Here is an 18,207-nt window from a genome sequence, read left to right as displayed (position 1 = left end):
GCCTTTGCCATGGCGGCCACCGCGGCATCGTTGCCGTAGGGGTCCATGATGGCGATGACGGCAGCACCCGACTTGTAGCCCTTCAGCTCCGCATCCGTTGGCCGGCGCACCTTCAATACGACATCGGCCTTCTTGGCATCGCCGGCCGTTCCGAGCGTGCCGCCGGCGCCGGTGAAATCCTGGTCGGGGATGCGGGAGCCGAGGCCGGCACCCTTTTCGACGATTACGTCAAAGCCGAGGCCCACCAGACGTTTGACCGTGTCCGGCGAGGCCGCGACGCGCGGCTCGTTCGGGTCAAGCTCACGAGGGATGAACACTATTTGTCCCACCGGACGATCCTTTCGGCTGGAACCTTGATCACGCAAGGCGTCGGCCGGGACGTCCGGCGACGTCGAGGGCAATGGGCTTGGGAAGTTTACCGCAGAATGAGAGTGCCGACCGCCGTGATCAGGATGAACACGATGAGCCCCGAAAAGAAGCCGCCGACAAAGAAGCCGAAGGCCATTGCAATAAGGATGGCGGCACAGACCAGCGAGCCATACTTGGCCAGGCCAAGAAAGCCTTTGTAGGTACGGTCGTGCTCGGCATAGTCCATCTGCGCGCCCAGCTCGACAGGACCGGTCGGCGTGTGATCAGCCATGGAAGTACCCCTTCGAAAATGCCTTTGAGGCACATAGCGAAAAGCCGAACCAAGAGCAATGGCGCTATTGCCGCACAGCCTGCGACAACAGCCTCAAATGAAAGTTGAAAAACTGGTTGTCTCCGCAGGCAGCGGGCGGCGCCAGGCGATCCCTATCAGCCCTTCTTCATGTGCTTTGACAATTTCGCGTTTTCCTGCGCGAGGGAGGAAGACTATCGTTGCCGGCTCTGAGGACCCGACCAGGAGCCGTCATGATTTTGCCGACACAGAGATTTGACTGGAACGGCACCATGATCGCCTGGGGCTCGGTCGGCTCCGGCCCCGCCATCGTGCTCGTCCATGGAACGCCATTTTCCTCGCATGTCTGGCACCGTGTTGCCCCTGAACTGGCGCGTGACCACACGCTCTACTTTTACGATCTGCCGGGATATGGCCAGTCCGAGAAACGGGAAGGCCAGGACGTCTCGCTGGGCACCCAGAACAAAGCCCTGGCGGCGATGCTGGAGTTCTGGAAGCTCGACCGGCCGAACGTAATCGCCCATGATTTCGGCGGTGCCACCGCCTTACGCGCGCATCTGATCAACGGCTGCAATTATGAAAGGCTATTGTTGGTCGATCCGGTGGCGGTTCGGCCCTGGGGCTCACCTTTTGTCCAGCATATCTTGCGCCATGAATCGGCTTTCGCCGGCGTACCGGACTACATCCAGGCGGCGATCCTGAAGGCCTATATTGCGGGCGCAGCCGCCAAGCCGTTGTCGGACGGCGACCTGCAGCCCTACATCGCACCATGGACCGGACCGGTCGGCCAGCCCGCCTTCTATCGGCAGATCGCGCAGATGGATCAGCGTTTCACCGACGAAGTCGAACCGCTCTATGGTGCGTTCCGCTGTCCTGTGGCCTTGCTGTGGGGAGAGGAGGACCGCTGGATCTCACCGCAGAGCGGCGCGAAGCTCGCGGCCATGCTGCCGGACTGCAGCTTGACGCTCATTCCAGGCTCCGGGCACCTCATGCAGGAAGACGCGCCCGAAGCGATTGTGGCCGCCGCCCTGCGCTTCTTCGCCGGCTGAGCGGTTCATCAGCTGGCGAGGTGGGGAAACAAGCCGAGCAGGCCGACAACGATCAGGTAAAGCGCGACGATGTAGTTGAGGAGCCGCGGCATCACCAGGATCAGCACACCGGCGATCAGCGAGATCAGCGGGGTCAGCGCGAGCGAGTGGATGGTCATGTCGGCATCCTTTCACATGAACAATTCGGACGAAACGCCTTTCAGCCAGGGCTACGGCAGCACCGGGGACGCGGCGCAGCCGCCACAAGCGATAACGACGAAGGCACCGGAAAGGTCCATAGCGCGAGAATGAACGTCCGTTCAGGCGGCGTCGCGGTGATATTTCGCTGTTGGCAGAATGGACAAAGGTGTCAGCCGGTTGATGGCCGGATTGCCAAACATCAGCCTTTGCTCCGTCGCTGTCGATCTGAAGAACGGCAACCGGTCGAGTATCCGGTGAACATTCTCTTCATTGCCGGGAATTTCGAATAATGCGAGCGGAGGGAGAACGCCCGGAAACACCTTGCCCTCGGTCCTCTGCTTGGCGCTGAAGAAGCGGGCATAAAAAGCGGAATGCTCCAACTTAATCGGGATAAACATCGCGGTCTGGCGAAAATAACAGTAGGCCACCATGCAAATCCTGAGCGTCAGGAAGGGCAGCACTCCGGGCGCCGGCGCGCTGTCTGGGTCGGTCGCGAACCGGGTTCCGTCGATGAAGCTTTCCCCGCGGGCAAGCCGCTCGATCAATATTTCGGGATAGGCGTCGACGGAAGGCGAATACGGATGTTCGCTGGAAATATGGTGGAGGCGCACTGTACTGACCAATTCGCCGTAGCAGTAGATACCGAACCGGTAGGAATTGGGCAGATTGTCCCAGCGATCCTCGAACATGCCGCTGGCGATCGGGCCACACATGCCTGAGCGTAGGTAGGATCGATAACGAAGCCGGTAGATCGCCTCCAAATCCTCGCCCCCAGTAATGAGGCGATACTCGACATGCTCTAACAGTTGCATGATCGATCGGTTCAGCACCGAACCGTCTCTCGCGCTGGCGTCAGCCGACGCGCTCTTCTTCGCAGCATCCATCGTCAGTCCTCGAATTCCGCCTGGAAGTAAGCTATTCGAGTTGAAATGAGACACAAAGCTGAAAATTCGATATTGCTGATTTACCGCTTGTTAACCTTAATGGCCGCAGTCATTGCACCGATCTTGGACGCGAAAAAAGCAATGGCGCAGCCGGTGGATGTCTGATCCGTTCTGGCGCCGGTCATCAAAATTATTCTGAAGTCAGATATTGAAAGCGCCAAGACGTGGCGGGTTTAGACGACGCCTGAGCGGTCATCACTTCATTAGATCAACAATCGCTCTGTGTTTTGAAATAAAATTCCAGGTGGAGAACCGCTCGCACTTTTCCTGGAATTGCTTTGCTCAGGCGCAAATTCCGGACGGAAAACCGCTTCACACTTTTCCTGGAATTGCTTTGCTCAGGCGCAAATTCCGGACGGAAAACCGCTTCACACTTTTCCTGGAATTGCGTTTAGCTGGCTGTCCGTTTGCCGGCGATATGCAGATCCGCGGCAAAGGGCCATGTGACGCTCGACATCGTCTCGATGCCCGATGCGCTGAGCGCAGCGCCGAACAGGAAGCCCTGCACGAAGTCCGGCTTGACCAAATGGACCAGCGTCTTGAGCTGCTCGAAGGTCTCGACCCCTTCGATGGTGACCGAAAGGCCCAATGTCCGGGACAGACCGACGATGCCCTTCAGAAGGTCGAGCGACTGCCGGTTCTGGTTTAGATCGACCAGGAAAGAGCGGTCGATCTTGATCTTGTCGAGCGGCAGCTTGTGGAGATAGCTCAGGCTGGAGTAGCCGGTCCCGAAATCGTCAAGCGCGATGCGCGCGCCAAGGGCCTTCAATTCCTCGATCGACTCGCGCGTCAGCGACTTGTCGTCGAGCAAGGCGGTCTCGGTGACCTCGATTTCGAGCCGGTGCGCCGCCAGGCCCGACTTGGCCAGGGCGTCCCTGACCTTCTGGACGATATCGCGATTGCGGAAATCCTTGGCCGAAAGGTTGACCGACACGCTGGTCTGGGCCGGCCATTTGGCGCATTCGGCGCAAGCCGCCTCCAGCACGAAAGTGCTTATGTCGGAAACGATACCCATCTCCTCGGCGAGCGGGATGAAGACACTGGGCGAGATCGGGCCGAGATCGGGATGGTCCCAACGGCAGAGCGCCTCGCAACTGGCGATGCGCATGGTGCTGACAGCCACGATCGGCTGATAGACGACGCGCAATTCCCTGGCCTGCACGGCGTTGCGCAGATCGGCCTTCATCAGCTGGCGATTGCGGAAGGCGGCATCCATGGCCGCCTCGAACAGCCGCCAGCTGTTCTTGCCAAGTTCCTTGGCCTTGTAGAGCGCAAGGTCCGCCTTGACGATCATGGCGTCCGCGTCGGTGTCCTTGACCTTGGAGAGCACCGCGCCGCCGCTGGTCTGGATGCGCAACCCGTGGCCGGCGACGTCCACCTCGCCCTGCAGATCCGCGAATATCCGGTCGAGCAGGGTGCTGAGATGGCTCTCGTCCTCGACACGGTCGAAGAAGATCATGAACTCGTCGCCGCCGAAGCGGCTGACCGTGATGCCCGGTCCGGCAATCGCCGCGAGACGCTCGGCCACGGCGTAGATCAGCCCGTCGCCGACAGGATGGCCGAGGGTGTCGTTGACGCTCTTGAAGTCGTCGAGATCGAGCACCGCCAGACCGCAGAGCCGCTCCTGCTCGCCGGAGGCCATGGCCTCACCGACAAGTTCGTGGAAATAGGCGCGGTTCGGCAGGCCCGTCAAATTGTCGTAGCGCGCCATGAAGCGTATCTTTTCCTCCGCCTCGACGCGCGCCGTCACGTCCTCGAAGGTGATGACGCCCAGTTCCTGGCTGCCTTCACGGGCGGAGAATTCGTAATGCTGGCCGTTGGCGAGCGAGACCAGTACCTTGCGGTCGCGGCCTTCGCGCAGGGCGCGCGTCAGTTGCGCCTCGATGTAGCGGCAGTCTTTCGGCGCCAGCATGCCGCCGGCAACGCCGCGCATCAAGAGGCCGTGGATCGACCGCCCCAGCAGCGCGCCCGGCGAATTCAATGACATCAAATGTGCTGCCTCGGCGTTGGCGACGACCACCTTCCCGTTCGATTCGAGCATGACAAGGCCATGCGACATCGTATTTAGGGCCCGATCGAACCTTTGCGCCAACTCCTTCGCCTGCCTGTGACCGATGACCGCCGAGAACAGAACGTTGCGGACATGGTCGGCGCTGCTGATGGTGACGATTGTCGTCGGAATGATCATCAGCCCGAGGACGAAGTCGGGGACGTCCATGCGCAGGAAGAGCGCAAGTGCTGCTGGCCCAATGAGGGTCACGGAAAAAATCTGCACCATGCGCCTGGACCCGTAGCTTCGGCCGACAACCGTGAGCAGGGTGGTTAATGCCAACGACACAGACGCCAGTTCGGCGAAGTCATCGGGACGCAGGTAGATCGACACGAAACACAATGACCCCAATGCGAGGCCCTGCGCACTGCCTTTGAGGATGTAACCGCGTTCCCAAGCCTCTGCCTTTTCGACAGTGGGTATAGTGCCGCCTCCTTTGTGGAAGCTGCGAATGCTGAAGTAACGCCAGAGGCTGACCGACAACAGAAGGAAGGCGAAGCCAAAATACAGCGGATCGTGCGTCCGCAGGTAGATCGTCAATCCGAGGATCCAGTAGCATACGCCGCCGACCACCAGCATGTAGGCGTTGTCCGACAACGCCCGCACAAACTGGATATAAACATCCGCCGGGATGTCTTCGGTCTTTGCTCTACCCATATCGTTGGCCCAACGCTACGCCTTGTCATGCCACAGCCGCCTTAAGAAAGGCTTAGAACGGCGCTCGGCCCCGGTTGCAAGGGGTTGCGACACGCGGGACAGACCAAGAAATTCAGGGGGTTTTGGGCGCACCGTCAACGCGCCGGCGCGATCACTCCGCTGCCCGAAGCGCCGGCTGCGCGGGGGCTTGGGCCAAACGCTCGATCAACCGCGAGCGCTCGCCTGCCGCCTTCCCGGCGCTGGCCTGCCGGACATGGCCATAGCCGCGGATAAGAGCCGGCACGGAGGCAAGGGCCGCCGCGGCCTCCACCCTGCCGGGCGTCAGCGCGCCGGCAATGAGGTCGAGATCGGCTTCGTACTCTCTCAGCAGCTGTCGTTCCATGCGCCGCTCGGTCGTGTAGCCGAAAAGATCGAAAGCGGTTCCGCGCAGGCCCTTCATCGCCGCCAGCAGCCGAAACCCCTTCATCATCCACGGGCCGAAGCTGGATTTCCTGGGCTTGCCGTCATTGCCGCGCCGGCCAAGGATCGGCGGTGCGAGATGGAATTCAAGCCTCTCGTAGCCCTGGAACTGCTTGGCGAGGTCGGCGGCGAAAGTGCCGTCTGTGTAGAGCCGCGCCACCTCGTACTCGTCCTTGATCGCCATCAGCTTGAAGAGATTCCTGCCGACGGCCTCGGTCACCGCGGTCGAGCCGGGCACGGCCTTGGCTTCAGCGGCGCGCAAGATGGCCAGGCGGTCGGCGTAGCGCCTGGCGTAGGCTGCGTTCTGATAGGCGGCGAGGAACGCGACCCGGCGGGCGATGACATCGTCCAGCGTCTCGGCCGGCCCGGACGCCGCCTTGCCGGCCTGGCCGACCAGCCCGCGCACGAAATCGGGCTGATGCGCGGCACGGCGGCCCCAGCGGAAAGCCGCGATATTCATCGCCACCGCTTCACCATTCAATTCTATCGCCTTTTCAACGGCTTCGGCTGAAAGCGGCAGGCCGCCATGCTGGAAGGCGAAGCCAAGCATGAACATGTTGGCGCCGAGCGAATTGCCGAACAAAGCGGTCGCCGTGCGGGTGGCATCGAAGAAGTGGGCCTTGTCGTCGCCGGCAGCCGCCCGGATCGCCTTCTTCAACCGCTCGACCGGCAGCGAGAAGTCGGCGGAACGGGTGAATTCGCCAGGCATGATTTCGGCGGTGTTGGCGAGGAAGATCGTGTGGCCCTCGCGCACCGCGCCCAGCACCTTCCTGGCTCCGGAGACGACGAGATCGCAGCCGAGCACGAGGTCGGCCTTGCCGGCCGAAACGCGAATGGCGTGGATGTCCTCGGGCGTCGGGGCGATGCGGACATGGGTGAAGACCGAGCCGCCCTTCTGGGCAAGGCCGGCCATGTCGATCATGCCGCAGCCCTTGCCTTCCAGATGCGCGGCCATGCCAAGCACTGCGCCGACGGTGACGACGCCGGTGCCGCCGACGCCGTCGATGATCGCCGCCCAGCCCTGATTGCCCATGCGGAATTCAGCCGGCACGGGCACGCCGTCCAGCGGATCGGCCCTGTCGGCAATGCCTTCGGCCTTCCTGATCTTGCCGCCATGCACGGTGACGAAGGACGGACAGAAGCCGTTGAGGCAGGAAAAATCCTTGTTGCAGCTCGACTGGTCGATGCGGCGCTTGCGGCCGAATTCGGTCTCGACCGGCTGGATCGAGACGCAGTTCGACTGCACGCCGCAATCGCCGCAGCCTTCGCAGACCAGTTCGTTGATGAAGACGCGCTTGTCGGGATCGGGAAAGGTGCCGCGCTTGCGGCGCCGCCGCTTTTCCGCGGCGCAGGTCTGGTCGTAGATGAGAACGGAAACGCCTTTGAGCCCACGCAACTCGCGCTGGACGAGGTCGAGATCGTCGCGGTGATGGATGGTGATGCCGGGAGGGAAATCGGCCTTGCCGGCATATTTGTCCGGCTCGTCGGTGACGACGGCAATGCGGTCGACGCCTTCGGCGCGCACTTGTCTCGCGATCATGTCGACGGTCAGGCCGCCCTCATGCGGCTGGCCGCCGGTCATCGCCACCGCGTCGTTGTAAAGGATCTTGTAGGTGATGTTGGCGCCGGTCGAGAGCGCGAAGCGGATCGCCAGCACGCCGGAATGGTTGTAGGTGCCGTCGCCGAGATTCTGGAAGATATGGTCGCGCCTGGAGAACGGCGCCTGGCCGACCCATTGCGCGCCCTCGCCGCCCATGGCGGTGAAGCCTAGCGTGTTCCTGTCCATCCACAGCGCCATGAAATGGCAGCCGATGCCGGCGGCGGCGATCGAGCCGTCCGGCACCTTGGTCGACGAATTGTGCGGGCAGCCCGAGCAGAAGAAGGGCGTGCGCGAACCGATGTCGACGGTGTCGGCAAGCATCGCCTGGAACTGGCGCAGCTTCGCCACCCGCGCGGCGATCTCTTCCGACGGACCGATCGCGCGCAGGATCCTCTCGCCGAGCGCGATCGCGATCTCGTTCGGATCGAGCGCACCCTTGGCCGGAAACAACCAGTCGCCGCGCTCGTCCTTCTTACCGACGATCACCGGCCGCGTGGCGGTGCCGTAGAGGTTCTCGCGCAACTGCACTTCGATCAGCGAGCGCTTTTCCTCGACGACCACGATGGTGTCGAGGCCTCGGGCGAATTCGGCGATATGCTGCAGGTCGAGCGGCCATGGACAGCCGACCTTGAACAGGCGGATGCCGAAGCGATTCGCCGCCCCTTCGTCGATGCCGATATCCTCCAGCGCCTGGCGGACATCGAGATAGCTCTTGCCGATGGTGATAACGCCGAGCCTGGGATTGCGGCCGCCGGAATAGACGATGCGGTTCAGGCCATTGGCCTGGATGAAAGCCGAGGCGGCGGCGCGCTTATATTCATGCAGCCGCTCTTCCTGGCCGAGCATGTCGATCTCGTGGCGGATGTTCAAGCCGCCCGGCGGCATGTCGAACTCGGGAATGACGATGTTGAGCCGCTCGATCGAGGCGTCGACCGAAGCCGTCGATTCGACGTTGTCCTTCACGCATTTGATCGCCGCCCAGGTGCCGGCGAAGCGCGACATGGCAAAGCCGTAGAGGCCGTAGTCGATGATCTCCTGGACGCCGGCCGGGTTGAGGATCGGCACCATGGTATCGACGAACAGGAATTCGGTGGCATGCGCGTTGGTCGAGGATTCGGCCATGTGGTCGTCGCCCATCAGGGCAAGCACGCCGCCATGCTTCGACGAACCGGCAAGATTGGCGTGGCGGAAGACGTCACCGGAACGGTCGACGCCCGGCCCCTTGCCGTACCAGACCGAAAAGACGCCGTCATGCGTACCCTCGCCCAGCAATTCGGTCTGCTGCGAGCCCCAGCAGGCGGTGGCGGCGAGTTCCTCGTTGAGGCCGGGCTGGAAGACGATGTCGGATTGCGCGAGCTGCCTTTTTGCCCGCCATAGCTGCATGTCGAGGCCGCCAAGCGGCGAGCCGCGATAGCCGGAGACGAAGCCCGCCGTGTTGAGGCCGGCGCGCCGGTCGCGCTCGCGCTGCATCAGAAGCATGCGCACAACCGCCTGCGCGCCGGACAGGAAGACGCGCTCCTTGCCAAGGTCGAACTTGTCGTCGAGCGCGACGTCGTGCAGCGTCATCAGGTATTTCCTCTGCGGAGGCGCCGCAAATCAGGCAGCCAGCGTCGGAGTGGGACGCCGCAGTCTTTCTTCCCTTGCGGGAGAGGTCAAACAAAATCGCTGGGGCCAAGTAACACGCAACAAACGGTCTGGCGAGCAGCCAGAGGCGCATGCAAGACGATGCTAGCCGCTTCGCGAGGAACAAAAATTGCGCACGAAATGCGTGCGTTTCAGGTCGCTTTCGAGCAATCCGGCTTCTGCTCATCGGGCAGTTTGCCGTCAGGATGACCGGCGAGGTCAGGGTTGAGCTCGTATTTCGGCCCGATCACCAGCGGCCGGTCAGGCAGCATCGTCTGATCCTCGGACGAGGTCATGGTGGTGTCGATGCTCTGCAGCAACGTGCCGCTCGCATCCTGGATGCGGATCGAGACGGCGTAGGGCTTGTCCTTGACCACACAGGAAAGCGGCGGGCTGGTCAGCGTAATGTGGGGCAGCTTCGGCCAGATCTTCTGATTGACGATGATCGGATCGCCGCCGGCCGGGTTCTGGAAGCTCACGACTGCGACCTGGCCATCGACCATCGGGCGCAGCGGCCTCAGCGTGATGACATAGGTGGCGATGGCAAGCCGGTAGTTGAACTCGAACAGTTTTCCGGAGATGGCAAAGAGCTGATCCTTGCCGGTGTCGCGGCAGGCGCCGAGCGCGATTGCGGCGACCAAGGCGGCGCCGACCAGAACCCAACGCGACAATTTCCTAAGCATTGCTGACCTCCCTCGCTGCTGTACGGCGGCGGTAATAGCGGTTTGCCTTCTGGCGGTTGCCGCAGACGGCCATGTCGCACCAGAGACGGCTGGCGTTGCGGCTGCGGTCGACGAACAGCCAGCTGCAATTGGGACAGATCCTCAGCCTCGCCACCGTTTCGTCGCGCAACAGCGACAGCGCCGAGACGGCCAAAGCCGCCTCGAAGGCAATCGGCGTTTGCGGATTGCCGAAAGGCTGGCCCGGCGTCCCGATTTCGGTCGCGCTGCCGGACAGCCCGCTGGCGCAGGCGGTGAGGAAATCCGGCAGGTGGCTGGTCGCGACCGCGCCGTTCGATACGGCATGGCGAAACAGGCGATCGGTCGCTTCTCGAATCGAGATGACAGTTGGTTTTATCTCGCCCGGCTCCGGCGCCCTCAACCGCCGGCCGCCGAGCTCGGTGGCGCGAAAGCCGCTCGCCGCCTCCGCGAAGCGGCCGATCTCGGCCGGATCGTCGAAGCGATCGAAGGTCCTTTCCGGATCGTTGCGCAGCACGACGGTGTTCGCCGTGTCGAGCGCAAGAATGCCACCGGTGAAGCGGTGCGGGGTCCAAGATACCGTCATGGTAGAAATCTAACCGATAAAACCTGTTTGACAAGTTAGATTCCGGATGCAACGCTTCGAATTATGGCCAAGGGGACGCGACGGCCCAGGGATGCCGCATGCTCTATTTCTTCCAGCAGGTGCTGAACGGGCTGCATTCGGGCGCACTCTATGCGCTGCTCGCTTTCGGCTATGTGCTGACCAACGGCATCCTGCACCGCACCAATCTGGCCTATGGCGCGCTGTTTGCCTTTTGCGGCCAGACGATGATCCTGACCGCCGCCTTCGGCTATCAGGCGCTGTGGCTGACGCTGGCCGCCTCGGTCGCGCTCGGCGTGGTTGCCGCCGTGCTTTACGCCGCGCTGATCAGCCATGTCTTGTCGCGCAGCGTGTTCGAAAAGCTCGCCGACCGTTCGCCCAACGCCATCGTCGTGACGACGCTCGGCATTTTGCTCTTCCTGTCGGAAGCCAGCCGCATCGCCGCCGACACGCATGACCTCTGGCTGCCGCCAATGCTCGCCGATCCCGTCATTTTCGCCCAAGGTGACGGCTTCAAGGTTACGCTCACCGTCATCCAGTTGCTCGACTGCGCGGGGGTCGTCGCGCTGGTGGCGCTGGCGGCCTGGCTGTTTTCCCACTCCAGCTTCGGCCGCGCCTGGCGCGCCGTCTCGGACGATCCGAAGGCGGCGGCGATGTGCGGCATCGACGTGCGCGCGGTGTTTCGTCTAGCCGTGCTGTTCGGCGGCTTCTGCGCGGCCTTGGCCGGCGTGCTCGCCGGTCTCTACTACGGCAATGTCAGCTTCGGCACCGGCCTGATCTACGGCCTCAAGATCCTGTTCGTGACGGCGGTCGGCGGCTATCTGTCGCCGCTCAAGGCGGCGCTTGGCGCGGCGGCCTTCGGCATGGCGGAATCGCTCTGGGCCGGCTACTTCCCGCTCGAATGGCGCGACGCCTGGATCTACCTCTTCCTCGTCGCCATGCTGGTGCTGATCGGCGCCGGCCGCGACCAGGCCAAGATCGCCTGAACCTCCATACTTTGGTTGCATGACGTTTGGTGAAGCGGCCGGTTTGCACCGGCGCTATCGTTTGTCGCCCCTTGTCGTGTTGACCTGCCAGACCACGCACTGCATACCGTTGGGCCAGGCGACGCGACACCGGAGGGGGAATCGGGCGCGCCGTCAAGCATCAGGGAGGAATGCATGGCAGGGCTTCTCGCTCTTTCCAGGACGATCGACCGCATCAATGAGTTCATCGGCCGCTGGGTCTCGTGGCTGATCCTGCTTGCGATCCTGGTGAGCGCTGGCAATGCCGTCATCCGCAAGGTGTTCGATATCTCTTCCAATGCCTGGCTGGAGCTGCAGTGGTACCTGTTCGGCGCCGCCTTCATGCTGGCCGCCGCCTACACGCTGAAGCAGAACGACCATATCCGCATCGACATCGTGTACGGCATGTTTTCGCGCCGTGCGCAGCACTGGATCGACCTGCTTGGCCACCTGCTTTTCCTGATGCCGTTCGTCGTGCTTATGGTGATCTATTTCGTGCCTTACGTGTCACTGTCCTTCCACAGTGGCGAGATGTCGACCAATGCCGGCGGCCTGATCGTCTGGCCGGCCAAGGCGATTCTGCTCGTCGGCTTCTTCCTGCTCGCCCTGCAAGGGGTTTCCGAAATCATCAAGAAGATCGCCATCATGCGCGGCGACATGGACGATCCCAATCCCTTCGTGTCGGCGCATGAGCAGGCCGAACTGGAAGCCAAAGCGCTGGTCGAAGAGGCCAAGGCGATCGCGGGCGAGGTCCGCCCGTGATCGAATTCATCGCGCAGAACATGGCGCCGATCATGTTCGCCTCGCTGATCATCTTCCTGTTGATCGGTTACCCCGTCGCCTTCTCGCTCGCCGCCAACGGTTTGCTGTTCTTCTTCATCGGCGTGCTGGTCTCGCCCTATTCCGGCGGCTCGATCAACCTTGCCTGGCCGCTGCTGCACGCGCTGCCCGACAATTTCTACGGCACCAGAGTGATGTCCAACGACACGCTGCTGGCCATTCCCTTCTTCACCTTCATGGGCATCGTGCTGGAACGGTCCGGCATGGCCGAAGACCTGCTCGACACGGTCGGGCAGCTTTTCGGCCCGATCCGCGGCGGGCTTGCCTATGCGGTGATCTTCGTCGGCGCGCTGCTTGCCGCCACGACCGGCGTGGTGGCTGCCTCCGTCATCGCCATGGGACTGATCTCGTTGCCGATCATGCTGCGCTACGGCTATGACCGGCGGCTCGCCTCAGGCGTGATCGCGGCCTCCGGCACGCTTGCCCAGATCATCCCGCCCTCGCTGGTGCTGATCGTGCTCGCCGACCAGCTCGGACGCTCGGTCGGCGACATGTACGCCGGCGCATTGATTCCGGGCCTCGTTCTGACCGGCATCTATATGCTCTATATCCTGATCGTGTCGATCGTCCGGCCGAACGCAATGCCGGCATTGCCACTCGAAGCCCGCACGCTCGGCCACGGCGTGCTGTCGCTGATCGTGGCGCTGCTAATGGCGGTCGCGGCTTCCTACGCAGCCTATCGTTATCTCGCACCGACACATGGCGACAATGCCGACATTCTGGGTGCCGCTGCGGGCGTGCTCTTCATCTATGTTGTGGCGATCGCCGACAAGCGACTGAACATCAAACTGATGTCGAGGCTGGCGCAGCAGGTGGTGATCGTGCTGATCCCGCCGCTGGCGCTCATCTTCCTGGTGCTCGGCACCATCTTCCTCGGCATCGCAACCCCGACCGAGGGCGGCGCCATGGGCTCTGTCGGCGCTTTGATCATGGCGGCGGCGAAGGGTCGGTTGTCGCTGGATGTGATCAAGCAGGCGCTGACCTCGACGACGCGCCTGTCTTCCTTCGTGCTCTTCATCCTGATCGGCGCGCGGGTCTTCTCGCTCACTTTCTATGGCGTCAACGGCCATATCTGGGTCGAGCATCTGTTGACCTCGCTGCCCGGCGGCGAAACCGGTTTCCTGATCGGCGTCAACATCCTCGTCTTCGTGCTTGCGTTCTTCCTCGATTTCTTCGAGCTCGCCTTCATCATCGTGCCGCTGCTCGCACCCGCCGCGGACAAGCTCGGCATCGACCTGATCTGGTTCGGCGTGCTGCTCGGCGTCAACATGCAGACCAGCTTCATGCATCCGCCCTTCGGCTTCGCGCTGTTCTACCTGCGCTCGGTCGCGGCCCGCGTGCCCTATCTCGACCGTATTACCGGCAAGAAGATCGCGCCGGTCACCACCGGGCAAATCTATTGGGGCGCGGTGCCGTTCGTCTTCATCCAGGTGATCATGATCGGGCTCACCATCGCCTTCCCGCAAATGGTGATGCGCTACAAGGGCGCCGCAGTCGAGCCCAGCAGCATCGACATCAAGTTGCCGGACATGCCGTCGCTGTCGCCGCTCGGCACGCCGCCGGCGGGCAATGGCGCCGCGCCGGCAAATGGCGGAGCGCCGGCGACATCCGGCACGCCAGACCTGTCGCAGCCGCCGAACTTCGGCGACGCGCCGGCCAAGCCGGCGGCGCCGGCGCCCGACCTCTCGCAGCCGCCCAAATTCAACTAGGGCATTTCACCGTTTCACAGAAACGGCGAAATGCCGTATTTCGTTGTTTTGACGCAATTTCGGACGGAAGGCTACGGCGAAGTCGCCGAGCCTAACCGCTTCACACTTTTCCTGAAATTGCTCTGAGGTGATTACCATGCGAGCCGTGCGGCTGGACAAAGTGGGCAGCATCGGGCTGCGTGAGGTTCCCAAGCCCGTTCCCGGGCTCGAGGACATTCTCGTGCGCATCGAGGCCTGCGGCGTCTGCGGCACCGACCGGCACCTTTTCCATGGCGAATTTCCCTGCACGCCGCCGGTGACGCTCGGCCATGAATTCTCCGGCATTGTCGAAGCCGTCGGCAGTGCCGTATCCGGCATTGCCGTCGGCGACCGGGTCACCGGCGATCCCAACATCGCCTGCGGGCGCTGCGCCCACTGCCATGCCGGCCGCGTCAATCTCTGCAGCAATCTCAGGGCCATCGGCATCCACTGCGACGGCGGTTTTGCCGACTATGTGCTGATGCCGCAGAAGCAGGCTTTCCGGCTGCCGGCAAGCCTCAAGCCGACGCATGGCGCCTTCTGCGAGCCGCTGGCCTGCTGCCTGCACGGCGTCGACCTGGCCGCGATCCGGCCCGGCGCGTCGGTCGTCGTGCTTGGCGGCGGCGTCATCGGCCTGCTCGTCGTGCAGCTGGCCAAGCTCGCGGGCGCGGCGACCATCATCCTGTCGACCAGGCAGGCCTCGCGCCGAGCCCTTGCCGAAGAGCTCGGCGCGACCGCAACGGTCGATCCAAGCGCCGGCGATCCAATCCAAGCCATCGCAGGTTCGTCCGGCCTGGCGCCCGGCGGTGTCGACGTGGTGCTGGAATGCGCGGGCGTGCGCGACACGGTCGAGCAGTCGATGCGGATGGCGAGGGCCGGCGGCACGGTCGTGATCGTCGGCGTCGTGCCGCAAGGCATGAAGGTGGAAATCGAGCCGTTCGACCTCCTGTTCAGGGAATTGAAGGTGCTCGGTTCCTTCCTCAACCCGTTCACGCATGGACGCGCGGCGCAGCTCATTGCCTCAGGCGCGATCGAAATCGACCGGCTGATTTCGCGGCAGGTCAGCCTTGAAGAGGCGCCGGAAGTGATCGCCAACCCGCCGGCGCCGGGCGAGGTCAAGGTGCTGGTGGTGCCGGGTCGAGGCTGAAGTGCAGTCTTGCAACGTTGGCGATTGGCGAACCCGCCGATGACAGCACCCCTCTCCCCGTCCCTATACGGGGAGAGGATGCCGGCAGGCAGGTGAGGGGCGGCGCCTATGCTGGATAGATACGCACTTAAGCCCAGGGCGGTTCAACCGCCGAAGCCAGCGCCGCCCCTCATCCCCCTGCCGGGACCTTCTCCCCGTGTAGTGACCGGGGAGAAGGGACTGTTCGCGGCCTACAGCTTGCCGTTGCGCTGCTGCACCATCATGAAGGTGTCGTAATTGTATTCGGCGACCTGGGCCCACAGATAGTGCTCCTTGCGGAAGCCCTTGATCGATTCCCAGATCTTCTTGAACGGCGCGTTCGAGGATTCCATCTCGGCGTAAACCTCGTTGGCCTTCTCGAAGCAGGCGGCCATGATCTCCTGGCTGAACGGCGCCAGCTTGGCGCCGTTCGACACCAGCCGTTTCACGGCGGCCGGGTTGACGTAGTCATACTTCTGCAGCATGTCGGCATCGGTTGCCTGGGCCGCGGTTCGCACCAGCGACTTGTAGGCCGGCGAAAGCTCTTCGTACTTGGCCTTGTTGAACAGCAGGTGGACGGTAGGGCCGCCTTCCCACCAGCCGGGATAGTAGTAGTAGGGCGCCACCTTGTAGAAGCCGAGCTTCTCGTCGTCATAGGGGCCGACCCATTCGGCGGCATCGATGGTGCCTTTTTCCAGCGCCGGGTAGATGTCGCCGCCGGCGATCTGCTGCGGCACGACGCCCAGCTTCTGCATCACTTTGCCGGCAAAACCGCCGATGCGCATCTTGAGGCCGGAAAGATCCGCGACGGTGTTGATCTGCTTGCGGAACCAGCCGCCCATCTGAACGCCGGTGTTGCCGCCAGGCAGGCCGAACAGTCCTTGCGTGGCAAGGAACTCGTTGAAGAGATCGATGCCGCCGCCATGATAGTGCCAGGCATTCATGCCGCGCGCGTTGAGCGAGAAGGGCACGGCTGCGCCCAGTGCCCAGGTGGGGTCCTTGCCCCAGTAATAATATGCCACCGTATGGCAGGCCTCGACGGTGCCGGCCGTGGTGGCATCCGCCGCCTGCAGGCCAGGCACCAGTTCACCCGCGGCGAAGACCTGGACCTGGAAATTGCCGTCGGTTGCCTCCGACAGCATCCTGGAAAAGACTTCGGCGCCGCCATAGATCGTGTCGAGCGATTTCGGGAAGGACGACGCAAGCCGCCAGGTCACTTTCGGATTGGACTGGGCAATGGCCGGCGTGGCAAGTGCCGCGGCCGCTGCCGCAGCACCGACGCCGGACGCACCGGCCTTGCGGATGAATGAACGACGATCCATGCAATTTCCTCCCTTGCGGATCAGCTTACCGCCCCATCGGCATCCTCGCTGCCTTGGTCGGTTGCGCGAAACAATACACGGGCAAGATGTCGAGTCCAGCATCGCGGGCAACGTCCAACTATAGTCTAACGCCATTCACCCTGGCCCATGCGGGGCCACGAAACTTGCCATGGCAAACTGCCTTCAGATCGCCTATTTTGTAGGCAGATTAACTCCTTAGCTCGCGAAGGATCCCAAACCCAAAATGCAGCAGCCGCTTGTCGCAGTCTCGACCGACGTCCGCCAGTTCGACAACTACACCTGGCACGCAGCACCGCAGCAATATCTGGAAGCGGCGGTCGCGGGCGCCGGTGTGTTTCCGCTGCTGGTGCCGTCCTTCGGCGATCGGCTCGACCTCGACGAATTGCTGTCGTCGGTCGACGGCGTCATGGTCACCGGCTCGAAGTCCAATGTGCATCCTTCGCTCTATGGCGGCGATCCGAGCGAGGCCAACGGTCCCTACGATCCGGCGCGCGACGCCACCACGCTGCCGCTGATCCGCAAGGCGATCGAGCGCGGCGTGCCGCTGCTTGCCATCTGCCGCGGCATCCAGGAACTGAACGTTGCGCTCGGCGGCACACTGGGCACCGAAATCCAGGAGCGCGAAGGCTCGCTCGACCATCGCGCGCCGGTGAGCGACAATCAGGACGAGCGCTTCGGCATCCACCAGACGATCTCGATCAAGCCGGGAAGCTGCCTTGCCGGCGTGTTCGGCGCCGGTGAAATCAAGGTGAATTCCCTGCATCGCCAGGGGATCGACCGGTTGGGTTCCAAGCTCCAGGTCGAAGCTTTGGCCACCGACGGCACTGTCGAGGCGGTCTCGGTCAAGGACGCCCGCGCCTTCGCGGTCGGCGTGCAATGGCACCCCGAATATTGGGTCAAGTCGGACAGCAATTCGGCCAAGATCTTCCGCGCCTTCGGCGATGCCGTGCGCCTGCATGCGGCGGCCAAGACTGGCGCCCGCGCGGCGGCGGAATAGAGGTGCCGGGAAGTTCGGCCGTTATTCGTCGTTGTTGAGAGCCAACAGCGGCGCGGCCGGGGCATAGGATTCATAACCGTCGCCATCGGCAACGCCGAAGGTGACGATCGGATCGACGCCGTTCTCACTGAAAGCGACCGAGCCGTCCGCCTGCTCGCGCCAGAATTTCACGCGCTCGATGCCGGGCATCAGCCTGCGGCAATCCGGAGCAACATCGAGCCGCGACAGACCGTCCGAGACCGAGGCTCCCCGCTGGACAGCGCAGGCCGCTTCGTCGCCATTGGCAGTCAATCGGTAGGTGGTTGCGGCGGCGGTCTCGACAGCCATGCCTTGGCCGTCGCTGCCATCCAGGAAATGCGCGCCCCCGAACAACGCAACCGACGCAACCAACCCTACAACCAGCTTCACGCCGCTTCTCCATACTCAGCCAAGTGTGAAAAATGATTTCAAAGGGTTAAGCGGCAGTTAATGCGTTATCCATGCATTAACAAATGTGGCGAATACGCCTAAAGCGCGTCGCGCTGAACCGGAATCAGGCGACGCGCTTTAACAGGCTGCTGAAAAACGTTTTTGGTCCGGCCGACTCGTGGCTTTGATTCTGTTTTGTTC

Annotated in this window: 15 protein-coding genes and 2 pseudogenes; 6 read left to right on the top strand and 11 right to left on the bottom strand. The window is 62.9% G+C overall.

Features of this window, described 5'->3' with window-relative positions; genetic code table 11:
• Both ACWGS9_RS31865 and ACWGS9_RS31860 read right to left on the bottom strand, forming a co-directional pair.
• A pseudogene (locus ACWGS9_RS31865) lies at nt 1–329 on the bottom strand (Re/Si-specific NAD(P)(+) transhydrogenase subunit alpha); the annotation flags it as partial.
• A gap of 86 nt (nt 330–415) precedes the next feature.
• The gene (locus ACWGS9_RS31860) at nt 416–640 is read right to left on the bottom strand and encodes an aa3-type cytochrome c oxidase subunit IV (protein ID WP_454508964.1); all 225 of its coding nucleotides are present in this window, start codon (nt 638–640) and stop codon (nt 416–418) included.
• 251 nt (nt 641–891) lie between these two features.
• On the opposite strand from ACWGS9_RS31860, the gene ACWGS9_RS31855 reads away from it, so the two are divergent.
• On the top strand, nt 892–1,707 hold the full coding sequence (locus tag ACWGS9_RS31855) for an alpha/beta fold hydrolase (protein ID WP_320310572.1): 816 nt from the start codon (nt 892–894) through the stop codon (nt 1,705–1,707).
• Between the two features lie 8 nt (nt 1,708–1,715).
• On the opposite strand, the gene ACWGS9_RS31850 is transcribed toward ACWGS9_RS31855, so the two are convergent.
• The 7 genes and pseudogenes from ACWGS9_RS31850 to ACWGS9_RS31820 all read right to left on the bottom strand — a co-directional run bounded on the left by ACWGS9_RS31850 (nt 1,716) and on the right by ACWGS9_RS31820 (nt 10,504).
• Nucleotides 1,716–1,865 (bottom strand): DUF3096 domain-containing protein, encoded by a 150-nt coding sequence (locus ACWGS9_RS31850; RefSeq protein ID WP_127866594.1) that lies wholly within the window; start codon nt 1,863–1,865, stop codon nt 1,716–1,718.
• Between the two features lie 141 nt (nt 1,866–2,006).
• Nucleotides 2,007–2,771 (bottom strand): N-acyl amino acid synthase FeeM domain-containing protein, encoded by a 765-nt coding sequence (locus ACWGS9_RS31845; RefSeq protein ID WP_454508963.1) that lies wholly within the window; start codon nt 2,769–2,771, stop codon nt 2,007–2,009.
• Between the two features lie 451 nt (nt 2,772–3,222).
• A complete protein-coding gene (locus ACWGS9_RS31840) occupies nt 3,223–5,538 on the bottom strand; it encodes a putative bifunctional diguanylate cyclase/phosphodiesterase (protein WP_454508962.1) in 2,316 nt (771 codons plus the stop codon).
• Nucleotides 5,539–5,579: 41 nt separating this feature from the next.
• Complete coding sequence (locus tag ACWGS9_RS31835; RefSeq protein WP_454508966.1) at nt 5,580–5,654, bottom strand: Trm112 family protein; 75 nt, start codon at nt 5,652–5,654, stop codon at nt 5,580–5,582.
• 35 nt (nt 5,655–5,689) lie between these two features.
• Nucleotides 5,690–9,175: pseudogene (locus tag ACWGS9_RS31830) on the bottom strand (indolepyruvate ferredoxin oxidoreductase family protein); the annotation flags it as partial.
• Between the two features lie 197 nt (nt 9,176–9,372).
• The gene (locus tag ACWGS9_RS31825) at nt 9,373–9,903 is read right to left on the bottom strand and encodes a hypothetical protein (RefSeq protein WP_454508961.1); all 531 of its coding nucleotides are present in this window, start codon (nt 9,901–9,903) and stop codon (nt 9,373–9,375) included.
• On the bottom strand, nt 9,896–10,504 hold the full coding sequence (locus ACWGS9_RS31820) for a CGNR zinc finger domain-containing protein (RefSeq protein ID WP_454508960.1): 609 nt from the start codon (nt 10,502–10,504) through the stop codon (nt 9,896–9,898). The genes ACWGS9_RS31825 and ACWGS9_RS31820 overlap by 8 nt, the downstream gene beginning before the upstream one ends.
• Before the next feature lie 98 nt (nt 10,505–10,602).
• Between ACWGS9_RS31820 and ACWGS9_RS31815 the strand changes: the two genes are divergently transcribed.
• The 4 genes from ACWGS9_RS31815 to ACWGS9_RS31800 all read left to right on the top strand — a co-directional run bounded on the left by ACWGS9_RS31815 (nt 10,603) and on the right by ACWGS9_RS31800 (nt 15,240).
• Nucleotides 10,603–11,508, top strand: a complete 906-nt coding sequence (locus ACWGS9_RS31815) for a branched-chain amino acid ABC transporter permease (protein ID WP_454508959.1) — start codon at nt 10,603–10,605, stop codon at nt 11,506–11,508.
• A gap of 174 nt (nt 11,509–11,682) precedes the next feature.
• Nucleotides 11,683–12,288 carry a TRAP transporter small permease subunit gene (locus ACWGS9_RS31810; RefSeq protein WP_454508958.1) on the top strand — a complete coding sequence of 202 codons (606 nt, stop codon included), beginning with the start codon at nt 11,683–11,685 and terminating at the stop codon, nt 12,286–12,288.
• Nucleotides 12,288–14,075 (top strand): TRAP transporter large permease, encoded by a 1,788-nt coding sequence (locus ACWGS9_RS31805; protein ID WP_454508965.1) that lies wholly within the window; start codon nt 12,288–12,290, stop codon nt 14,073–14,075. Before ACWGS9_RS31810 ends, ACWGS9_RS31805 begins: the two co-directional genes overlap by 1 nt.
• Before the next feature lie 136 nt (nt 14,076–14,211).
• Complete coding sequence (locus ACWGS9_RS31800; protein ID WP_454508957.1) at nt 14,212–15,240, top strand: zinc-dependent alcohol dehydrogenase family protein; 1,029 nt, start codon at nt 14,212–14,214, stop codon at nt 15,238–15,240.
• Nucleotides 15,241–15,470: 230 nt separating this feature from the next.
• Here ACWGS9_RS31800 and ACWGS9_RS31795 read toward each other — a convergent pair whose 3' ends face one another.
• Nucleotides 15,471–16,580: a TRAP transporter substrate-binding protein gene (locus ACWGS9_RS31795; protein WP_454508956.1), complete on the bottom strand. Its 1,110-nt coding sequence runs from the start codon at nt 16,578–16,580 to the stop codon at nt 15,471–15,473.
• A 244-nt stretch (nt 16,581–16,824) separates the two neighbouring features.
• On the opposite strand from ACWGS9_RS31795, the gene ACWGS9_RS31790 reads away from it, so the two are divergent.
• Nucleotides 16,825–17,598, top strand: coding sequence for a gamma-glutamyl-gamma-aminobutyrate hydrolase family protein (locus tag ACWGS9_RS31790; protein ID WP_320310565.1), 774 nt, complete (start codon nt 16,825–16,827; stop codon nt 17,596–17,598).
• Nucleotides 17,599–17,619: 21 nt separating this feature from the next.
• Here ACWGS9_RS31790 and ACWGS9_RS31785 read toward each other — a convergent pair whose 3' ends face one another.
• Nucleotides 17,620–18,006 (bottom strand): hypothetical protein, encoded by a 387-nt coding sequence (locus tag ACWGS9_RS31785; protein WP_454508955.1) that lies wholly within the window; start codon nt 18,004–18,006, stop codon nt 17,620–17,622.
• Nucleotides 18,007–18,207 lie beyond the last annotated feature (201 nt).

Source organism: Mesorhizobium sp. Arg314 (assembly GCF_053714275.1).
The sequence above is the reverse complement of the archived record's forward strand: the minus strand, read 5'-3'. Positions and strand labels throughout refer to the sequence as shown.